This is a genomic window from Hymenobacter sp. BT18 (genome assembly GCF_012273015.1).
Lineage (GTDB): Bacteria > Bacteroidota > Bacteroidia > Cytophagales > Hymenobacteraceae > Hymenobacter > Hymenobacter lutimineralis.
Window position 1 is genome coordinate 2968693 of sequence record NZ_CP050954.1, and the last position, 17739, is coordinate 2986431.

Below are 17739 nucleotides of genomic sequence, written 5' to 3' on the forward strand. Positions count from 1 at the left end.
CAGCCACGAACGACTAACAACCAGCAACTTGCTTCTCTGGCAGGTTATATAGCACTACCGAAGCCAGAATAGCCACGTAGGCTACGGCCTGGGTGAGGGTGGCTGCTTCGTGGAAGTAAAGGAACGCCAGCACGAAGCTTACCAGCGGGTTCAGGTACATCAGAATGCCTACGGTGCCGGAGGGCAGGGCATTTAGGGCGTACAGATTGAGAAACAGCGGAATAATGGTAAAGCAAATGCTCAGCACGCCGGCCATTTGCAGCAGATGCCTATCGTGGAAGCCCGCGTTCAGGTCGGCATGCAGGGAGTGGGCTATGGGCAGCAGCACCACGGCCGCCAGCAGCAGCTGAATCTGGAGCAGCAGCAGTTTATCGTAGTCCCGGAGCAGGCGCTGAGAAATAAGGTAAAAGGCGTAGGTAAGGGCCACCACCACGCTCAGCCCCAGCGCGTGCAAATCCCCGATGCCCAGTAGGGCGCAGCTGCCCGCGCTGAGCCCAATAGCCAGCCACTGCCGCAGGTGAAGCCGCTCCTGCAGCACCACAAAGCCCAGCAGGGCCGTGATAATGGGGCAAATCAGGTACGCAAACGAGCCAGCCTGCACGCTCACTTGGTTGATGGTGTAGATAAAGAGCAGCCAGTTGCCCACGAGCAACAGCCCGCCGCCCACGGTAAGCAGCAGCACCCGGCGCTGCTCGGCCTGGGTGGCTTGGCGGTATTGCTGCACCAGGGTGCGCATAGCCGTGCGCCGCAGCAGTAGGTTGATAATCAGCAATAAGCCCAGGGAGACTAGCACCCGGAAAAGCAAAATTTGCCCGCTGGAGTAGCCCGCCAATGCTTTAAGCGGAATAGGGAAAAAGCCCCAGATCAGGAAGGCGAGCAGGGCGGCAGAATGGTAACGAGTCACTGAGGCAAGAGGCGGGTGAGAGAACAGGGCAGAACCCAAAGGTACTTGAATGGTTTGATGACTGCCGCCCACCTGCAATGGATGAGGAGGGTCGGTTGTACCTTTGCCGTATGCTGCTATACTCTGATTTGCCGGCCTTGGTAGATGGCACGCTGCTGCAGGCCCCCACCGATCCGACCCTGGTGGTTCAGTACCTGCTGCTCGACAGCCGCCGGGTGGGCGTAGCGGCTGGCTCGTTGTTTTTTGCCATCCGGGGTGCCCAGCACAATGGGCACCGCTACCTGCCCGAGCTCTACCAGCGCGGTGTGCGGCAGTTTGTGGTCGATAGCGCAAGTGAAATTCCGGGCGGTCCGGCTGCTTTTCCCGAAGCGGGCTTTGTGGTGGTGCCCAACAGCCTGCGGGCTTTGCAGGAGCTGGTAGCCCGCCACCGGGCGCAGTTTCGGGTGCCGGTGCTGGGCATCACCGGGTCCAATGGCAAAACCATCGTAAAGGAGTGGCTGGCCCAGATGCTGAGTCCCGATGAGCTGCTCTGCAAAAGTCCGCGCTCCTACAACTCGCAGGTGGGCGTGCCCCTGAGTGTGTGGGAGCTCAACCGCACGCACACCTTTGGCATCTTCGAAGCGGGCATTTCGGAGCGCGGCGAAATGGCCCGGCTGGCGGCCGTCATCCAGCCCACGCTGGGCATTTTCACCAACCTGGGTACGGCCCATGATGCTGGTTTCAACTCGGCGGCCGAGAAAGTGGCGGAGAAAATGCAGCTGTTCCGCCACGTCGATACGCTGTTTTACTGCCGCGACCACGCCCTCATTCACGCCGCTGCCCAGCAGCGGTTGGATGCCAGCCGCACCTTCACGTGGAGCCGCCAGCACCCGCAGGAGGCGCACGTAGCCGTTACGGTGCTCGAAGCCACTGCCGACCGCACCGTGGTGCGCGTGGCCCAGCGCCGCCCGCTGCCGCAGGAGCACACCTTCACCGTGCCCTTCGCCGATGAGCCCTCCCTGGAAAATGCTCTGCACTGCCTGATGGTGCTGCTCTGGCGCCAGGTGGCTCCCGCCGAAATCCAGCGCCGCCTCGACCGGCTGCATCCCGTGGCTATGCGCCTGGAAATGAAGCAGGCCCTGAACGACTGCTACATCCTGGACGATACCTACAACAACGACCTGGCGGGCCTGAGTCTGGCACTGGATGCGCTGGTGCGCCAGCCCCGCCGCGGCCGCCGCACCCTCATTCTGTCCGACGTGCTGGAGTCGGGGCTGGCGGGGCCGGAGCTTTACGCCCGGGTGGCGCAGCAGCTGGCTACGCACGGCGTGGAGCGTTTGGTGGGTATCGGGCCGGATATCAGCGCCAGCGCGGTGGCCTTCCCTGGTGTGTCGGCGGAATTTTACCCCGATACGGCGGCATTTCTGGCTGATTTCCGGCCCGACCAGTTTCGGCACGAAACCATTCTGGTGAAGGGCGCGCGGCGGTTTGGGTTTGAGCGAATCGTGGCGGTATTTCAGCAGAAAATCCACGGGACGGTGCTCGAAGTCAACCTGGATGCCCTGGTGCATAACCTGAATTTCTACCGCAGCCGCCTGCAGCCGGGCACCAAGCTGATGGTGATGGTGAAGGCGTTTGCCTACGGCAGCGGCTCCTATGAAGTGGCCAACCTGCTGCAGTTTCACCGTGCCGATTACCTAGCCGTGGCCTATGCCGATGAAGGCGTGGACTTACGCCAGCAAGGCATCAGCCTGCCGCTGATGGTGATGAACCCCTCGCCGGACTCTTTCCAGAAGCTGCGCCAGTATCATCTGGAGCCCGAAATCTACTCTTTTGAAGCGCTGGCCGATTACTTGCGCGCCGCTCAGGATCAGCCCTTGCCCCCCATGCACCTGAAGCTGGATACCGGCATGCGGCGGCTGGGCTTTGCCGAGGAAGACCTGGAGGAGCTGTGCGCGCTATTGCAAACGCACCGCGCCCAGCTGCGCGTGGCTAGCCTACTTACGCACCTGGCCGGCGCCGACGAAGCTCAGCATAATGATTTTTCCCGTCAGCAGTTGGCCGCGTTCAGCCGGATGGCTCCGCGGCTCGAAGCCGCGCTTGGCTATTCCGTACTGAAGCACGCCCTTAACTCAGCGGGCATCATTCGGTTCCCCGACAGCCATTTTGATATGGTGCGGCTAGGCATCGGGCTGTATGGAGTAGAAGCGACCGGCCAGCAGCAGGATGCCCTGTGCCCCGTCAGTACGCTGCAAACCACGGTTTCGCAGGTGAAGACGCTAGCCCCGGGCCAGACGGTGGGCTACAGCCGCCGCGGCCAGGCTACGGACTACGAGCGGCGCATTGCCACCCTGGCTATCGGCTACGCCGATGGGTACGACCGGCGCTTCGGCAACGGCGGGGGCGAAGTGGTCATTCGCGGGCAGCGGGCCCCCATCGTGGGCAATGTGTGCATGGATATGTGCATGGCCGACGTGACGGGCATTGCCGGCGTGCAGGCCGGCGACGTGGCCGAAGTGTTTGGCCCCCACATCCCCCTCACCGAGCTGGCCAGTCGCATCGGCACCATTCCCTATGAGCTGCTGACCAACGTGAGTGACCGGGTAAAGCGCATCTTCGTGGCGGAGTAAGTTTGGTGCTTGGTGCCGCGTGCCTTATGCTCAGGTAAAGTGTCAGCAGGGAAACTAAGAAAAAGGCCCCGCAACAACCGTTGCGGGGCCTTTTACATACACTCTAAGCTCTAAGCCTCAGTCCTTGTACATATCCACCGAGGCCTTGATCATGGCGTTGTAGCGCTGGCCGTTGTTGGCAAGGGTAATGAGCGTCCAGCCCCGGCCAATAGTGTAGTTCCAGGTACGGCTTTCCTTGAACTCGAAGGTGGGGCGCAGAATCTGGCCGTAGGGCGTGTAGGAGTCCATGAAGTTGGTGGTGTAGAACTTGTCGCCGCTCACAATCCACTCCATAGCCACGTAAAAACCATCTTCGGGCGCTACAATGTTGTAAGCGGCCAGATCAATGGTAAACCACTGCCCACCACCGGGCGCCGACACGACCACGTTTTCCGTCAGCAGGTCGGTATTGGGCGAGCTGTAGTTGCCATCGGCCTTGTAGATGCGCACCCGGAATGGCTCCCGCGGGAAGCCGCTTTCGCTCAGGAAAAACGACACGGAGCGAATCAGGCCAAGCTTTTTGCTTTTGTCGTTCTTCACCCAGAACGCGTACTGGCTGCCAGGCATACCCTGGATCATCCCGTCGCCCGGGGTGTTGGTGCGGGCGCCCATTTCCAGCTCTTTTACTTTGCTGGCCGTGATGTTCACGTTTTCCAGCACAATGTTTTGCTTGGGCACCTCAATGATGAGTTCATCCATTTTGGTGCCTTTCTTTACCAGCAAGGCCGTGCGCTTGTAGCCCAGGGCCATAATGATCAGGGAGTCGGTGGCGTTCTTGTCGGGCATGGGCAGCTGGAAGAAGCCGTACTCGTTGGTAAGTGCCCCGGCTTGCTCTTCCTTCAGGCCAATGGAGGCGAAGGAAATCGGCTCCTTTGTTTTCTGATCTACCACCCGGCCGGAAATACGGTTGGCCTGCGCGAAGCTGAGGGCGGGCAGCAGTAAAAACAAAGCAAATAAAAGAAGTACGCGTTGCTGCATAGGTCAGGGTTTACTTCCCAAAAATACAATGAGTTCCGACAACTTCCACGGGACGGAACGTTGGGAAGATTTTTTCAGGCTTGGGTGGTGGCATCAGCGGCGCTGGGCGTTAATTAAGAAGCCGCCGCTTCGCCGGACTTAATCCGGAAAAGCGGCGGCCAACCCAAGCAATACCGGGCATTTACTTAATCATGTCTACTTCCGCCTTAATCATGGCGTTGTAGTATTTGCCGTTGTTGACCAGCGTAATCAGGCTCCAGCCCTTGCCGATGCTATAGTTCCAGGTGCGACTTTCCTTAAACTCGAAGGTGGGACGCATGATCTGGCCGTAGGGCGTGTAGTTGTCAGCGAAGTTGGTGGTGTAGAACTTGTCGCCGCTTACTACCCACTCCATAGCTACGAAGAAGCCTTCTTCCGGCGCTGGGATATTGTAGGTCGTCAGGTCGATGGTGTACCACTGCCCGCCACCGGGGGCCGACACGACCACGTTTTCCGTCAGCAGGTCGGTGTTGGGGGAGTTGTAGTCACCGTCGGCCTTGTACAGGCGCACGCGGAACGGCTCCCGCGGAAAGCCGTGCTCCCCGATATAGAAGGACACGGACCGGATGTTGCCGAGTTTTTTGCCTTTGTCGTTTTTCACGAAGAAAGCGTACTGGCTGCCGGGCTGGCCCTGAATCATGCCCTCACCGGGCGTGGCCGTCTTAGAGCCGAGAGCCAGGTCTTTCACCTTGCCGCCCTCCACGGTTACGCCCTTCAGCTCGATTACCCGCTTCACCACCTCCACGGAAATGTCTTCCATCTTGGTACCGCGCTTCACGGGAATCGTTTTGCGGAAGTAACCCAGCGCAATAACGACCAGGGAGTCAGACTCATTTTTCTCTGGCATGGCAATCTGGAAAAAGCCATACTCGTTGGTAAGCACCCCGGTTTGCTCTTCTTTCAGCCCGATGGAAGAGAAGGGAATTGGCTCCTTCGTCTTGGAGTCCACGATGCGGCCGGTGATGCGGTTCTCGGTGCTTTGGGCGGAAAGCAGCAGGGGTGAGAACAGGAAAAAGGCTAGGAGGAAAAGTAGACGTTGTTGCATACGTGTTCGAGTGTATGTCAAAAATACAACAAAAACCCTAATTGTAAAGCTATAATCTGTGTTTGTTTATAAACAACAATTCCATTTCGGAAAAGTACTACCTATAGCTCAGCGGTAATTGCGGGGATTGGGGACAAAGATATTCCGTGCTTGGCCGAAACCCAAATGGGGTGTACCTTTGTTTAAATCGAGTCTAAATAGCTTGCCATGTCTGCCCGCCCTGCTCCCGCCCTTACCACTCCCCGAAGCGTCAAAGACCTTGGCATGGGCGAAGCCGGGACCATTTGCTGCCTGAAAGACCCGGAAATGGCGCTGAAACTCCTGGAAATGGGCTGCATTCCCGGCACCCGCATCCGGCTCAACAGTCGGGCGCCCCTGGGCTGCCCTATCACGGTGATGGTGGGCGACGGCGAAGACTATACCCTTTCGCTGCGCGTCACCGAAGCAGCCACCATTTTGCTGAAGGAGTAGCCATTGGATATGGCCAGTGTTGATCTGATTACCAGCCGGGCCGGCACGGCCGTAGCGGCTGCCGCGCTGGAAACTGCCGCCGGTCGGCAGCCCGGTGCCATCACCCGCATTGCCCTGATCGGTAATCCGAACTCCGGCAAGTCGTCGTTGTTCAACCAGCTCACGGGCCTGAACCAGAAGGTTGGCAACTTCCCCGGGGTAACGGTAGACCGCAAAACCGGCGTGGCGCAGATTACGCCGGGCATGCGGGCCGAAATCATTGACCTGCCGGGTACTTACTCGCTTTATCCCAAAAGCCTGGACGAGAAGGTTATTACCGACCTGCTCTACGACAAAACGTCCCAGCAGTACCCCGACTTCGTCGTCATCACGGCCGATGCCAGCAACCTGCGGCGCAACCTGCTGCTGTTTACCCAGCTGGCCGATCTGGGCCTGCCCGCCGTGCTGGCCCTGAACATGATGGACGTGGCCGAGCAGCACGGCGTGAAGATTGACATTCAGGCGTTGCAGCGGGAGCTGGGCGTGCCCGTCATTCCGATGAATGCCCGCAAGGGAATTGGCGTGGCGGCCCTCAAAATTGTGATGGCGCAGCAGCTGGATGCTCCGGCCGTGCAGTTCTACGCCCCCGACGAGGCGCTGCTGCCCATGATCCGGCAGATCCGCTACTACTTCAACCTGCACAACGACTACCTGGCCCTGCACTATGCGCACCAGTACCGGCAGATTAGTTTCCTTTCGGCCGATGACAAGGCCTACATTGGGGAGCTGGTGGAGCAGTACGGGTTTGAGCCCACGCCCCGGCAGGCTCAGGAAACCATCGACCGGTACGCCCGCATCAACGACATCCTGCTGGACACCGTGTCGGTGACGCGCACGGAGCGCAAGGAGCCGTATAGTAACCGCCTCGACCGGGTACTCACGCACCGGGTGTGGGGCTACCTGATTTTCTTTGGGGTGCTGTTTCTGATGTTTCAAGCGGTATTCGCCTGGGCCAGCTACCCCATGGATTTGATTGATGAGGGCATTGCGTTCATCAACAGTCTTATCCAAACCAATTTTGATGGGCCCCTTATCAACCTGCTTACGGAGGGTGTACTGGCCGGACTAGGTGGGGTGCTCATGTTCGTGCCGCAGATTGCCTTGCTGTTTGCCTTCATTGCCGTGCTCGAGGAAACCGGCTACATGGCCCGGGTCACGTTCATGATGGACAAGATCATGCGCAAGTTCGGGCTCAACGGCAAAAGTGTAGTGCCGCTGATTTCCGGGGTAGCCTGCGCGGTACCGGCCATTATGAGTGCCCGCACCATCGAAAACTGGAAGGACCGCATCATCACCATTTTCGTCACGCCGCTCATGTCGTGCTCGGCCCGTATTCCTATCTATACGGTGCTTATTGGCCTGGTGGTGCCGGATGAGCCGGTATTGGGCATCTTCAACCTGCGCGGCATTGCTTTGATGGGCCTCTACCTGCTGGGGTTCTTCGCGGCTATTTTCTCGGCCCTGGCCATGAAGCTGCTGCTCAAGACCAAGGAGCGGAGCTACTTTATCATGGAGTTTCCGGTGTACCGCTGGCCACGCTGGAAAAACGTGGGCATCACCATCGTGGAAAAGGTGAAGACCTTTGTTTTTCAGGCGGGCAAGGTGATTGTGGCCATATCGGTTATTCTGTGGGTGCTGGCTTCCTTTGGCCCCGGCGACACCCTGGAAAAGGCCGAAGCGCAGGTGCGGCAGCAGGCCGTGGCCCAGGGCACCCCTGCCGCCGAAGCCGACATGCAGGTGGCCGCCATTCGACTTGAAAACTCCTACGCGGGCGTTTTTGGCCGCGCGCTGGAGCCTGGCATCCGCCCCTTGGGCTTCGACTGGAAAATTGGCATTGCCCTGCTCACCTCGTTTGCGGCCCGGGAAGTTTTTGTGGGCACCATCTCCACTATTTACAGCGTGGGTCAGGACGCGGATATGCGCACCGTGCAGCAAAAGCTGGCGTTGGCCAAAGACGTGAATGGGCAGCCGTTTTTCACCACGGCCCGGTCGGCTTCCCTGCTGGTGTTCTACGTGTTTGCCATGCAGTGCATGAGCACCCTGGCTACCACCTACCGCGAAACCAAAGGCTGGAAGTGGCCCCTGCTGCAAATGTTTTACATGACGGGGCTGGCGTACTTCTCGGCCCTGCTAGTGTATCAGGTACTGAAATAGCCGGCTCCCTACAGGCCTATTAGAAACACGGCTGGCTGCTTGTGCAGATCGGGCGGCCCCACTTTTTTCCAGCCCGCAACGGTATCCGTACGCACATATTCGGTAGGAGCCGTGAGGTTGGCGGCAAGGCAAAGGCGCGTGTTGGGGTGCAGGTTCGCCAGCAGATCTTCTACCAGCTGCATGTTGCGGTAAGGCGTTTCGATGAACAGCTGGGTCTGGTGCAGCGTTTGGGCTAATTTTTCCAGGTGCTTGATAGTGGCCCCGCGCCGGCCTCGCTCAATGGGCAGGTAACCGTGAAAGGTAAAGCTCTGCCCGTTCATGCCCGAGGCCATCAGGGCCAGCAGCAGGGAGGAAGGGCCTACCAGCGGTACTACCCGTACGCCAAGCTGGTGCGCGGCCTTAGCCAACTCGGCCCCGGGGTCGGCAATGCCCGGGCAGCCGGCCTCCGAAATCACGCCGGCGTCCTGGCCGGCCACCACCAGCTTTAGCGCGGCCTGAATCTGGCTGGGCGAACTGTCTTTGTCGATAACGGTGATTTGCAGCTCCTCGATTACCTGCCCGGGCGCGGCTAGCTTAATAAAGCGCCGGGCTGTGCGGGCATTCTCTACCAGAAAATAGCGCAGCTGAGCAATACACGCCGTCACCTGGGCGGGCAGGACCTGAGCCAGGGTATCGTCGGCCAGCGTAGTAGGGATAAGGTAGAGGATGCCGGGCTTCACGGAGAAGAGGAACAAATAATAAGAAGGCTTACCGCTTGGTCAGCCAAAGAAAACGGGGCCTATAAGGTCTATTGGCGGACAAATGCTTCTACCAACCCAAACACCTCATCGGGCTTTTCGGCGTGTACCCAGTGCCCGGCATCCACAATGGTTTCGACCTGGGAATTGGGGAACAGGGCCGGAATGGCGTAGAGCTTATCCTCCGCGTTGATGTAGTCGGACTTGCCGCCGCGGATGAACAGGGCCGGTTTGAGAAAGGGCTGGGTGTCGGTTATGGCCTCACCGACGGCAGCCATCTGGGCCGTAAGCGCGGCCAGGTTTTGGCGCCAGGCAAAGGAGTTATCTTCGCGGCGGTAGAGGTTTTTCAGCAGAAATTGCCGCACGCCGGGCTGGGGAATGTGCACGGCCAGGGCGTCGTCGGCCTGCTGGCGGTTTTGAATGGTCGTTAAATCCACGGCATTCAGCCCGGCCAGAATATCGTCCTGGTGGCGCATATCCGAGAGGCGGGGGGCAATATCGAGCACAATAAGGCGGGCCAGTCGCTCGGGGTAGTCGAGGGCGAAGCGCATGGCTACTTTGCCGCCCATGCTATGGCCCAGCAAGGTAGTATCGGCGGGCAGCTCTAGCTGATCGAAGAGGCCCAGCACATCCTGGCTCATCAGGGCGTAGGAGTGCTCGGGAGAGTGAGGCGAGCGGCCGTGGTTGCGCAAGTCCACCACGATTACCCGAAACTCCTCCGACCAGCGCCGCGCCAGCGTTTGCCAGTTATCAAGCGTGCCAAACAAGCCGTGGAGGATAACAAGGGGGCGGCCGGCGCCAAGCTCGCGGTAGTGAAGGGGCAGTATCATAGTAAGTGCAAAGATGCAGCCCCGGGGCCGAACTTACGCGCGGGGCAGGCTTACCTGCACGGTGGTACCCGTGCCAGGCACGCTGGCCACGTGCAGGCGGCCCTGCAGACGGGCCACGAAAGCCCGGCACAACACCAGCCCCAGCCCGGTGCCCGTACGGTTGTGGGCGGGCACCGGGGGCTGGGCCAGCGGAGCCATGAGCTGCTCTACCTGGGTGGCCGACATCCCGGCGCCAGTATCATGAACGCAGAAGACGATTTCCGTAGCCGAAGCCGCGAAGGCGCTTAGCGTAATGCTGCCGCCCACTGGGGTAAACTTGATGGCGTTGCCCGTGAGGTTGCGCAGAATCGTGCGCAGCATATTCCGGTCAACTTGGCTGTATAGCGGCGTGGCGGGCGCGTCTACCGTCAGTGTCAGGTTACGGGCGTGGGCCAGGGTGGAATAGATGCCGGCGCACTCTCGAAGCACTTCACCCGCTTCTACGGCTTCCAATTGGAGTTGTAGCTCCCCGCTTTGCATGACGGCCCAGTGCAGCAAGTTGTCCAGCAAATGATTGAGGCTGGAGGCCGACTGACGTACCAGGCCGGGTAGGTTGCGCAAGCCTTCCTGGTTGTTTTCCCGGTGGTAAAACTCGATGAGCTCCGCCACCCCCACGAAAGCAGTAACGGGGCCGCGCAAATCGTGCGCAACGATGGTATAGAGCCGGTCCTTGGCGGCGGCAAGGCGGGCTACCTGCGTCGTGGCACTATGCAAAGCCGCGTGGTTGCGGGCCAGCGCCTGCCGGCTACGGCGCAGCTGCCAGTAGAGAAGGCTCCCCCCGGCCAGCACTAGCCCCAAAGCACCAAGCCCGGCCAGCAGCAGCCGGTTGCGCGTGGTTTGCTCTTGGGTATGCTGGGTAAGCTGCACAATCTGCTGCTGTTTATCGCGCAGGGTGTAGCGGCTTTCCCAGGCTGCCAGGGTAGCCAGCTGCCGCCGTGCGTTTAGGCTGTCGTTCAGCGTCTGAAAGCGGGTCTGCCACTGGTAGGCCGTCGGGTATTGGCCAGCGGCCGCGTAGAGCTCGGCCAGCAAGTTGTAGGCCCCCAGCACCCGCTCCCGGTCGTGGCGGCTCTGCGACAACTCCCGGGCACGGTGGGCTTCCACTAGGCCCTGTCCGATGGCGTTCTGCTGCAGGTGCAGGGCCGCCAGCTCCAGCAGCGCCGCCGCTTCGTGGCGGGGGCGGTGGTTTTGGCGGGCCAGGTTGGCCGACTCCTGAAATTCCCGCACGGCTACGGCTGGCTGCTGTTGCAGTGCCACTATACCTAAGTTCAGGTGATGTTTGATAGCGGCCTCCGGGTCCTGAATAGTCTTTGCCAGGGCGACGGCCTGTTCTCCCAGCCGCTCTCCCCGGCCCGGGTGGCCGGTTTCGAAAAGCAGGTCGCTGGCATTATTAAGGATAGCCACCTGAGTTTGGGGCCTTACGCCCGGCTGGCGAAGCACGCTTAGGGCCAACTGAAAATTGCTCCAGGCACTGGCTGTGTCGTTGCGGTAGTAGTGCAGTGCCCCGAGGCGGTTGTAAGTGGCCGCAAGACCATCAGCGTTTTGGGTGCGGCGAGCCAGCTGCAGAGCTTGGTCGTAGAGCTGGCGGGCTGTGAGGTAGTCGGCTACCGTAACGTAGCACCGGCCCAGGTTGTTGAGGGCCCGAACCTCGGCCGTGGGGCTTTGCTGCTTGCGGGCCAGCTGCAGATGTTGCTGGCCATACGCCAAGGCCCGGTTGACGTCGTACGGCTCCCAGGCCCAGCACAGCGAATCCAGGATCTGGAGCCGCCCCGGGGCGGCTGCTTGGGGCAGCTGGCTTTCCAGGCGGACTATGGTAGGGGTAGGGGCCTGGGCTGCGGCCGGTTCGGTCAGCATCGCAGCGCATAAGAAAACCGCCAAGGTACCGGACCAGCGCACCCCAACCCAACCAGCATCCCTGGGCGATACAGCAGACAAGGCAAAAACGGGAGAGGCTGGCAAGGCGAAGAGCAGTGGGAAGTAGAGCGTTAAAGCAAGCACCACCAACGCCGGTGCTGCTCCAGCTGGGTATTGCGCAGGAACTCGGCTACAGGCCGAAGGTTAGTGAGCAAAGACGTCAGCGTCAGCACGTGGCCATCGGCCAAATGCAGCCGAAGGTAATTGTACTGACTCCAAAAAAAGCGGCGGGAACGGCATTCCACCCACTCTACCCGTACTACCTGCTGGCGGGTAAACGGGATGAGGAGGTGGTTTTCGTATACCTCAAGCCGATTTTTCTTGGGCTCAAAAATCAAGCTGGTAGCTTGATTGCGCAAGTAGTACTGCCCATGGAGTACCAAGGCCGGGCCGGCAAAGCCCAGAATAACCGCCGCCAGCAGGCTCACCAGCAGAATATCGTAGCCGGAAAGCGGCGCCGCCAGCAGCCCCGCCCATACCAGCGGTCCGCCTACGGCTAGCGTAAGCAAGGGCCAGAACAAGAGCTGTAGCTGGCGGACCCAGGTGAGGTGGTAAGCGTTGCTGCGCCGCGTGAAGATTCCCGTCACGAAACGCAGCAGGAGCAGGGCGCCCACCAGCACGGCACCTAACTCCAGCAGCTGGCGTACCAGGGGAAAAAGCTTCATGCGCTTATCGCACCAAAATCCAGGGCTCGTTGGCCTGGTGCGGGCGCAGCGTGCCGAAGCTTTCCAAGGCCAGGCCATACTTGGCAAAAACGGCCTGTGCCGCCGCGCGCTCCGTCGGCTCCACGCACACCAGCAACCCCCCGGAAGTTTGCGGGTCGCAGAGCCACTGCCGCTGCTCTTCGGTTAGCGCCCCAATCTTGTGGCCGTAGGAGTCCCAGTTGCGCACGGTGCCGCCCGGAATGGCCTTCTGCTGACGGTAGATTTCCGCTTCCGGCAGCAAAGGCACCTTGGCAAAGTCGATTTCGGCGGTGAGGCCGCTGCCCTCGCAGACCTCAGAAAGGTGGCCCAGGAGCCCAAAGCCCGTCACGTCGGTCATGGCCCGTACCCCGGTCAACTGGCCCAGATCAGCCCCTATTTTGTTTAGCTGCATCATACTGAGGGGAGCAATCTGCTCGTGCTCGGGTTGGAGCAGGCCGCGCTTCTGGGCCGTGGTGAGCATACCCACGCCCAGGGGCTTGGTGAGGTACAGCTCGCAACCCGCCGTGGCGGTGTCGTTGCGCTTCAGGTTCTCAATAGCCAGCAGGCCCGTTACGGCCAGCCCAAAAATAGGCTCGGGCGAGTCGATGCTGTGGCCGCCCGCCAGCGGAATACCCGCCTCCAGGCAAATGCTGCGGCTGCCCTCAATCACGCGGCGGGCTACTTCCGGGGCTAGCTTATCGATGGGCCACCCCAGCACGGCAATGGCCAGCACCGGCCGGCCGCCCATGGCATACACGTCGGAAATGGCATTAGCGGAGGCAATACGACCAAAATCATACGCATCATCGACGATGGGCATGAAGAAGTCGGTAGTTGAAATAAGCGCTTGGCCTCCGCCGATATCGTACACGGCCGCGTCGTCGCGGGAGGAGTTGCCGACCAGCAGCTTGTCGTCGTGGGGCTGTGGGATGCTGGTGTGCAGGATCTGGTCGAGCACCTTGGGGGCAATTTTGCAACCGCAGCCCGCGCCGTGGCTGTACTGGGTAAGGCGAATCAGGTCGGGGGTCGTTTCTGCGTTCATGGTAGTTGAGCTGATGGTAGGGCCGGGAAAGGCCGGGCAAAGCAACCCGTCGGGTGGCTCCTTGGTTATTCGGGCTGTTTGGCTAAAGACGCCTGCATGGCCTGCAGCACCAGTCCGGCATTTACGGTGGCGTCGCAGGTGTCGGATGGCACCCGCACAAACGCGCGGTTGCCTAGGCTATGGGTATAAGTCTTGTCGTAATAGTCGAGCACGAGGCTCACCATTTTCTCCATATCATCTTCAGCAATGGCGGCCAACGCTTCCTTGGTGGCCAGTCCGCCCAGCCTTTTCCGGATACGCAGAATAGCGGAAGCCAGGGCCCCGGCATCCTGGCGGCCATACTCCTCAGCCAGCTTGCGCACCCGCACCGGCCGCGGAATTTCTAGTAGAATCAGTGGTGCCTGCTGCAGCTGCCCAAAAAAGGGCGTAGGCAAGTGCAGGCTGCCAATGGTGCGGCTTTCATCCTCCAACCAAGTGGGCCCGGTGGTTGGGAGCTGGGCCAAGTGCCAGGCAAGATCATTCTCAAACTGCTCCTGCGTGGGCTGGGCCGGCTGCCCAATGCTCCCGAAAGCCGACCCTTTGTGGCAGGCCAGGCCTTCGAGGTCGAGTACCGGTTGGGCCAGTTGCCGCAGCGCGTGCAGCACATCCGTCTTGCCGGAGCCCGTGAGGCCACCCAGCACCACCAAAGGGTGGGGGCGCGCCAACTCCGCCAAAACGAAGTGGCGGTAGTCTTTGTAGCCTTTGTTGAGCAGCTGCACCTGAAAGCCCCCCAACTCCAGCAGCCACTGCACCGCCCCACTGCGCATCCCGCCCCGCCAGCAGTGCAGGCGTACCTCTTTGCCGGGGGCAAGTTTCTGCGCCTGCTGCACCATGCGGCTCATCTTCGGGCCAAACAAATCCAGCCCCAGCAGCACGGCGCGGTCCTGGCTTATCTGCTTGTAGGTAGTGCCAATGCGGGCGCGCTCCTCGTCCGAGAACAAAGGGAAGCTCACGGCGCCGGGGATGTGGCCCTGAGCATACTCCTGCGGCGCCCGTACATCCAGGATGGGGGCGGTAGCCGGACCCTGCAAAAATTCTTCGATGGATAAACGAGGCATGGGTTCTTACGGGAGCAGCGGGCAGGAGAAGTGGATGCACGCCAACCGCTAGCTGGTCAGTACGCGTTCCGGGCGGGTAGCGCTGGGGTTAGGAAACAAGCTGCCGCCGGTACAACTGAATGGTATTCTCCAGGCCCAGGTACAAGGCGTCGCATACCAGGGCGTGCCCGATGCTTACTTCCGCCAGGCCGGGTAGCTGCTGGTGCAGGTAAGCGAGGTTGTCGAGGTCGAGGTCGTGGCCGGCATTTACGCCCAGGCCCAGCTCCTGGGCCAGGGCCGCAGCGGCACGGTAGGGGGCCACGGCGGCTTCGCGGTCAGCAGCATAGCCGCTGGCGTAGGCTTCGGTGTAGAGCTCTATCCGGTCGGTGCCGGTGCCCAGGGCGGCTTTTACCATGGCCAGGTCGGGGTCGAGGAAAATGCTGACGCGGCACCCCAATGATTTAAGCTCCTGCACTACGCCCAGCAGGTACACCTGGTGCTTGATGGTGTCCCAGCCCGCATTGGAGGTAATAGCGTCGGGCGCGTCCGGCACCAGCGTTACCTGCTCGGGGCGCACCTCGCGCACCAGGTCCAGGAAGTCCGGGGTAGGGTTACCTTCGATGTTGAACTCGGTGGTGACAAGGGCTTTCAGGTCGCGCACGTCCTGGTAGCGGATATGCCGCTCATCGGGGCGTGGATGCACCGTGATGCCCTGGGCCCCGAACCGCTCACAGTCCTGGGCCACCTGCAGCACGTTGGGGCGGTTGTGGCCGCGGGCGTTCCGTAGCGTGGCTATTTTATTTATGTTTACGCTAAGCTTGGTCATATGCAAAAGCGGCGCTGAGGGTGAGTAGGTGCTCAAAGATACGTAGCTCCAACAGCGTTGGCCGATTTTAGTTGAGGTAGCCATGGTCGTCCGACTTCCCGTTTCCACGCGGCCCGCGCTGGGGTTTGGCTTGTTGCTGCTGGCGGTTACCGGCCTGGAGTGGCTGGTAGTGCAACAGCCCGTGTTCCGGCAGCTGCCCCTGCTGCCGGCAGCCGTGAGTTTCGATGTGCTGGTGGGGCTGCCTATCTTGTTTTACCTGCTGGTGGTGCGTTCCTACCGGCTGCCAATAAGCACCATGGCGGTGGCCTTCACTGCCGCTGTGGCTTTGGGCTACTGGCTTATTCCGGGGCCACAGCAGCAGTATGTGCAGTGGGCAGGACAGGTGTTAGGAGCTCTGGAGGTGCTGATGGTTGCGCTGCTGCTGCTGAACCTGCGGCGGCTGCAGTTGGCTTATCGTACCGCCTGCCTGCATATTCCGGAGGTGGCAGATCGGCTCACGGCGGCTTTCCGGCAGGTGTTCGGCCGGCCGCTGGCGCCGTTGGTGTTCGAGCTGCTCGTGTGCTACTACGCGCTGTTGAGCTGGCGGAGCCGGCCGGCAGTAACTACCGGCAGCCGCGCATATTCCAGCTACCGGGATTCGGCCTTCACGGCGTACGTGGGCACGGTCATGCTACTGTCGGTGGTCGAAATGGGCGCACTGCATTTGCTGCTGCTGCGCTGGAGCTCTGTGGTGGCCGGGGTGCTTCTGGTGCTGCACCTGTATGGACTGCTGCTGTTGCTGGCGCACGCCCGGGCGGTACGGCTGCTGCCAATACAGCTGACGGCCGACCACGAACTGATAGCGCGGGTGGGCTTTTGTTGGACGGCGCGTTTGCCCCGGGCAACGCTGGCGGCGGCGCGGCGGCTATCCGACGCCCCAGCGCCGGTGCCGGGCCGGCTGAATTTGGCTCGGCCGCTGCTCACGCCGCCCAATGTGCTGGTAGTGCTTACTGCGCCCCAGGTTTTCAACGGACCCTATGGCCTGCGCCGGGTTGCCCGGGAGCTGGCGCTCTACGTAGACGATGCTGCCGGCCTGCTAACGGAGTTGGCCCTGCCCGAAAACCCGGCCGACGGCCCTGTATTCGGGAATAACCCGTAATCTTGTAGATTCCTTTATTTCCCAACCCATGGCTCTGAAAGAAACCATCGACGCCGATATCAAACAGGCCATGCTGGCCAAAGACAAAGTACGTCTGACCACCCTGCGCAGCATCAAGTCCCAGATTCTGCTGGCCGAAACGGCCGAAGGTCAGCACGGGGCAGCCCTCTCGCCCGATGCCGAAATCAAGCTCCTGACCAAGCAGGCCAAGCAGCGCCGCGAGGCCGCCGAAACCTACAACAAACAGTTCCGCTCCGATCTGGAGGAAGTAGAACTGGCCGAACTGGCCATCATTGAAGAATACTTGCCCAAGCAGCTCTCGGAGGCTGATCTGGTAGAGAAGCTGGTCGCCATTATCCAGCGCGTGGGAGCTACTGGCCCATCGGACCTGGGCAAGGTAATGGGTGTTGCCGCCCGGGAGCTGTCGGGTCAGGCCGATGGCCGCATGATTTCCCAGGTGGTCAACAACCTGCTAAACAACACGAATGTGTAAGTTGCTAAGGTGGAAAATGGGCTGATGTGCTAATGCAGGCTACTCAATGTCAGAAGGCATTAGCACACCAGCCCATTTTCCTCCTTAGCGAAGCCTAGCACATTTCCCCACGTTCGCACATTAACTAAAGATGTCTGCTTTCGACATTCTCTTGCTGATTCCGCTGGGAGTAGGAGCTGTGAAAGGCTACCGGCGTGGGCTGGTGTTGGAAGTGGCTTCGCTGCTGGCCTTCGTGCTGGGGGCTATTGGGGGGCTTTTGCTCTTGCAGGACGCCATTCCGTTGGTGCGACACTACGTAGGGGAGGCCTTTGGTATGCTGCCGCTGGTATCGTTTCTGCTGGTGTTTGTGCTCATCGTATGGGGTGTTCACCTGCTCGGGACATTTATCAAAACGGCCGTACACCTTACGCCTCTGGGAATGCTCGATAATATTTTGGGCGGTACGGCCGGGGTGCTAAAGTGGTTGTTGGGCTTGAGCCTGCTTTTGCACGGGGTGGGGCTGGCCGGTTTGTCGGTGCTTTCGCCTGGGCTTGTTGCCGACTCGGAGGTGCTGCCCCTGGTGCAGGAAGCAACGCCATTCGCCCTGCAAGTGGTAGGGTTGGTGCTGCCCTTTGCCAGCGACCTGCTCGAAAAGCTCCGGGGCGTATTCTGAACGAAGGCATGGCTCATTATTAAATGGTTGCCTG

16 protein-coding genes are annotated in these 17739 nt (G+C 60.6%); 6 read left to right on the forward strand and 10 right to left on the reverse strand.

Features of this window, described 5'->3' with window-relative positions; translation table 11 throughout:
* Nucleotides 1-13: 13 nt before the first annotated feature.
* On the reverse strand, nucleotides 14-904 hold the full coding sequence (locus HER32_RS12715; protein ID WP_168682138.1) for an EamA family transporter: 891 nt from the start codon (nucleotides 902-904) through the stop codon (nucleotides 14-16).
* 110 nt (nucleotides 905-1014) lie between these two features.
* On the opposite strand from HER32_RS12715, the gene HER32_RS12720 reads away from it, so the two are divergent.
* Nucleotides 1015-3513 carry a bifunctional UDP-N-acetylmuramoyl-tripeptide:D-alanyl-D-alanine ligase/alanine racemase gene (locus HER32_RS12720; protein WP_168682139.1) on the forward strand — a complete coding sequence of 833 codons (2499 nt, stop codon included), beginning with the start codon at nucleotides 1015-1017 and terminating at the stop codon, nucleotides 3511-3513.
* Nucleotides 3514-3630: 117 nt separating this feature from the next.
* On the opposite strand, the gene HER32_RS12725 is transcribed toward HER32_RS12720, so the two are convergent.
* Both HER32_RS12725 and HER32_RS12730 read right to left on the reverse strand, forming a co-directional pair.
* A complete protein-coding gene (locus tag HER32_RS12725; protein ID WP_168682140.1) occupies nucleotides 3631-4500 on the reverse strand; it encodes a carboxypeptidase-like regulatory domain-containing protein in 870 nt (289 codons plus the stop codon).
* Nucleotides 4501-4711: 211 nt separating this feature from the next.
* Nucleotides 4712-5614 (reverse strand): carboxypeptidase-like regulatory domain-containing protein, encoded by a 903-nt coding sequence (locus tag HER32_RS12730; protein ID WP_149069726.1) that lies wholly within the window; start codon nucleotides 5612-5614, stop codon nucleotides 4712-4714.
* A 207-nt stretch (nucleotides 5615-5821) separates the two neighbouring features.
* Here HER32_RS12730 and HER32_RS12735 point away from each other — a divergent pair, with 207 nt between their 5' ends.
* The gene (locus HER32_RS12735; protein WP_149069725.1) at nucleotides 5822-6085 is read left to right on the forward strand and encodes a ferrous iron transport protein A; all 264 of its coding nucleotides are present in this window, start codon (nucleotides 5822-5824) and stop codon (nucleotides 6083-6085) included.
* Nucleotides 6086-6094: 9 nt separating this feature from the next.
* Nucleotides 6095-8278 (forward strand): ferrous iron transport protein B, encoded by a 2184-nt coding sequence (feoB, locus tag HER32_RS12740; protein ID WP_168682141.1) that lies wholly within the window; start codon nucleotides 6095-6097, stop codon nucleotides 8276-8278.
* An 8-nt stretch (nucleotides 8279-8286) separates the two neighbouring features.
* Here the strand turns inward: feoB and HER32_RS12745 are convergent, their stop codons facing one another.
* The 7 genes from HER32_RS12745 to HER32_RS12775 all read right to left on the reverse strand — a co-directional run bounded on the left by HER32_RS12745 (nucleotide 8287) and on the right by HER32_RS12775 (nucleotide 15422).
* Nucleotides 8287-9012 (reverse strand): SAM-dependent methyltransferase, encoded by a 726-nt coding sequence (locus tag HER32_RS12745; protein ID WP_232066247.1) that lies wholly within the window; start codon nucleotides 9010-9012, stop codon nucleotides 8287-8289.
* 53 nt (nucleotides 9013-9065) lie between these two features.
* Nucleotides 9066-9845 carry an alpha/beta fold hydrolase gene (locus HER32_RS12750; protein ID WP_168682142.1) on the reverse strand — a complete coding sequence of 260 codons (780 nt, stop codon included), beginning with the start codon at nucleotides 9843-9845 and terminating at the stop codon, nucleotides 9066-9068.
* 33 nt (nucleotides 9846-9878) lie between these two features.
* Nucleotides 9879-11735, reverse strand: a complete 1857-nt coding sequence (locus tag HER32_RS12755) for an ATP-binding protein (RefSeq protein ID WP_149069723.1) — start codon at nucleotides 11733-11735, stop codon at nucleotides 9879-9881.
* 131 nt (nucleotides 11736-11866) lie between these two features.
* Entirely contained in the window at nucleotides 11867-12460 is a 594-nt protein-coding gene (locus tag HER32_RS12760; RefSeq protein WP_149069722.1) for a hypothetical protein, read from the reverse strand.
* 4 nt (nucleotides 12461-12464) lie between these two features.
* Entirely contained in the window at nucleotides 12465-13520 is a 1056-nt protein-coding gene (selD, locus tag HER32_RS12765) for a selenide, water dikinase SelD (protein ID WP_149069721.1), read from the reverse strand.
* A gap of 65 nt (nucleotides 13521-13585) precedes the next feature.
* Entirely contained in the window at nucleotides 13586-14617 is a 1032-nt protein-coding gene (mnmH, locus tag HER32_RS12770) for a tRNA 2-selenouridine(34) synthase MnmH (protein ID WP_168682143.1), read from the reverse strand.
* A gap of 88 nt (nucleotides 14618-14705) precedes the next feature.
* Nucleotides 14706-15422, reverse strand: a complete 717-nt coding sequence (locus tag HER32_RS12775; RefSeq protein ID WP_149069719.1) for a pyridoxine 5'-phosphate synthase — start codon at nucleotides 15420-15422, stop codon at nucleotides 14706-14708.
* Between the two features lie 82 nt (nucleotides 15423-15504).
* On the opposite strand from HER32_RS12775, the gene HER32_RS12780 reads away from it, so the two are divergent.
* From HER32_RS12780 to HER32_RS12790, 3 genes are all read left to right on the forward strand, one after another.
* Nucleotides 15505-16560, forward strand: a complete 1056-nt coding sequence (locus HER32_RS12780; protein WP_149069718.1) for a hypothetical protein — start codon at nucleotides 15505-15507, stop codon at nucleotides 16558-16560.
* 28 nt (nucleotides 16561-16588) lie between these two features.
* On the forward strand, nucleotides 16589-17053 hold the full coding sequence (locus tag HER32_RS12785) for a GatB/YqeY domain-containing protein (RefSeq protein ID WP_149069717.1): 465 nt from the start codon (nucleotides 16589-16591) through the stop codon (nucleotides 17051-17053).
* A 130-nt stretch (nucleotides 17054-17183) separates the two neighbouring features.
* On the forward strand, nucleotides 17184-17705 hold the full coding sequence (locus HER32_RS12790; protein WP_149069716.1) for a CvpA family protein: 522 nt from the start codon (nucleotides 17184-17186) through the stop codon (nucleotides 17703-17705).
* Nucleotides 17706-17739: the final 34 nt, after the last annotated feature.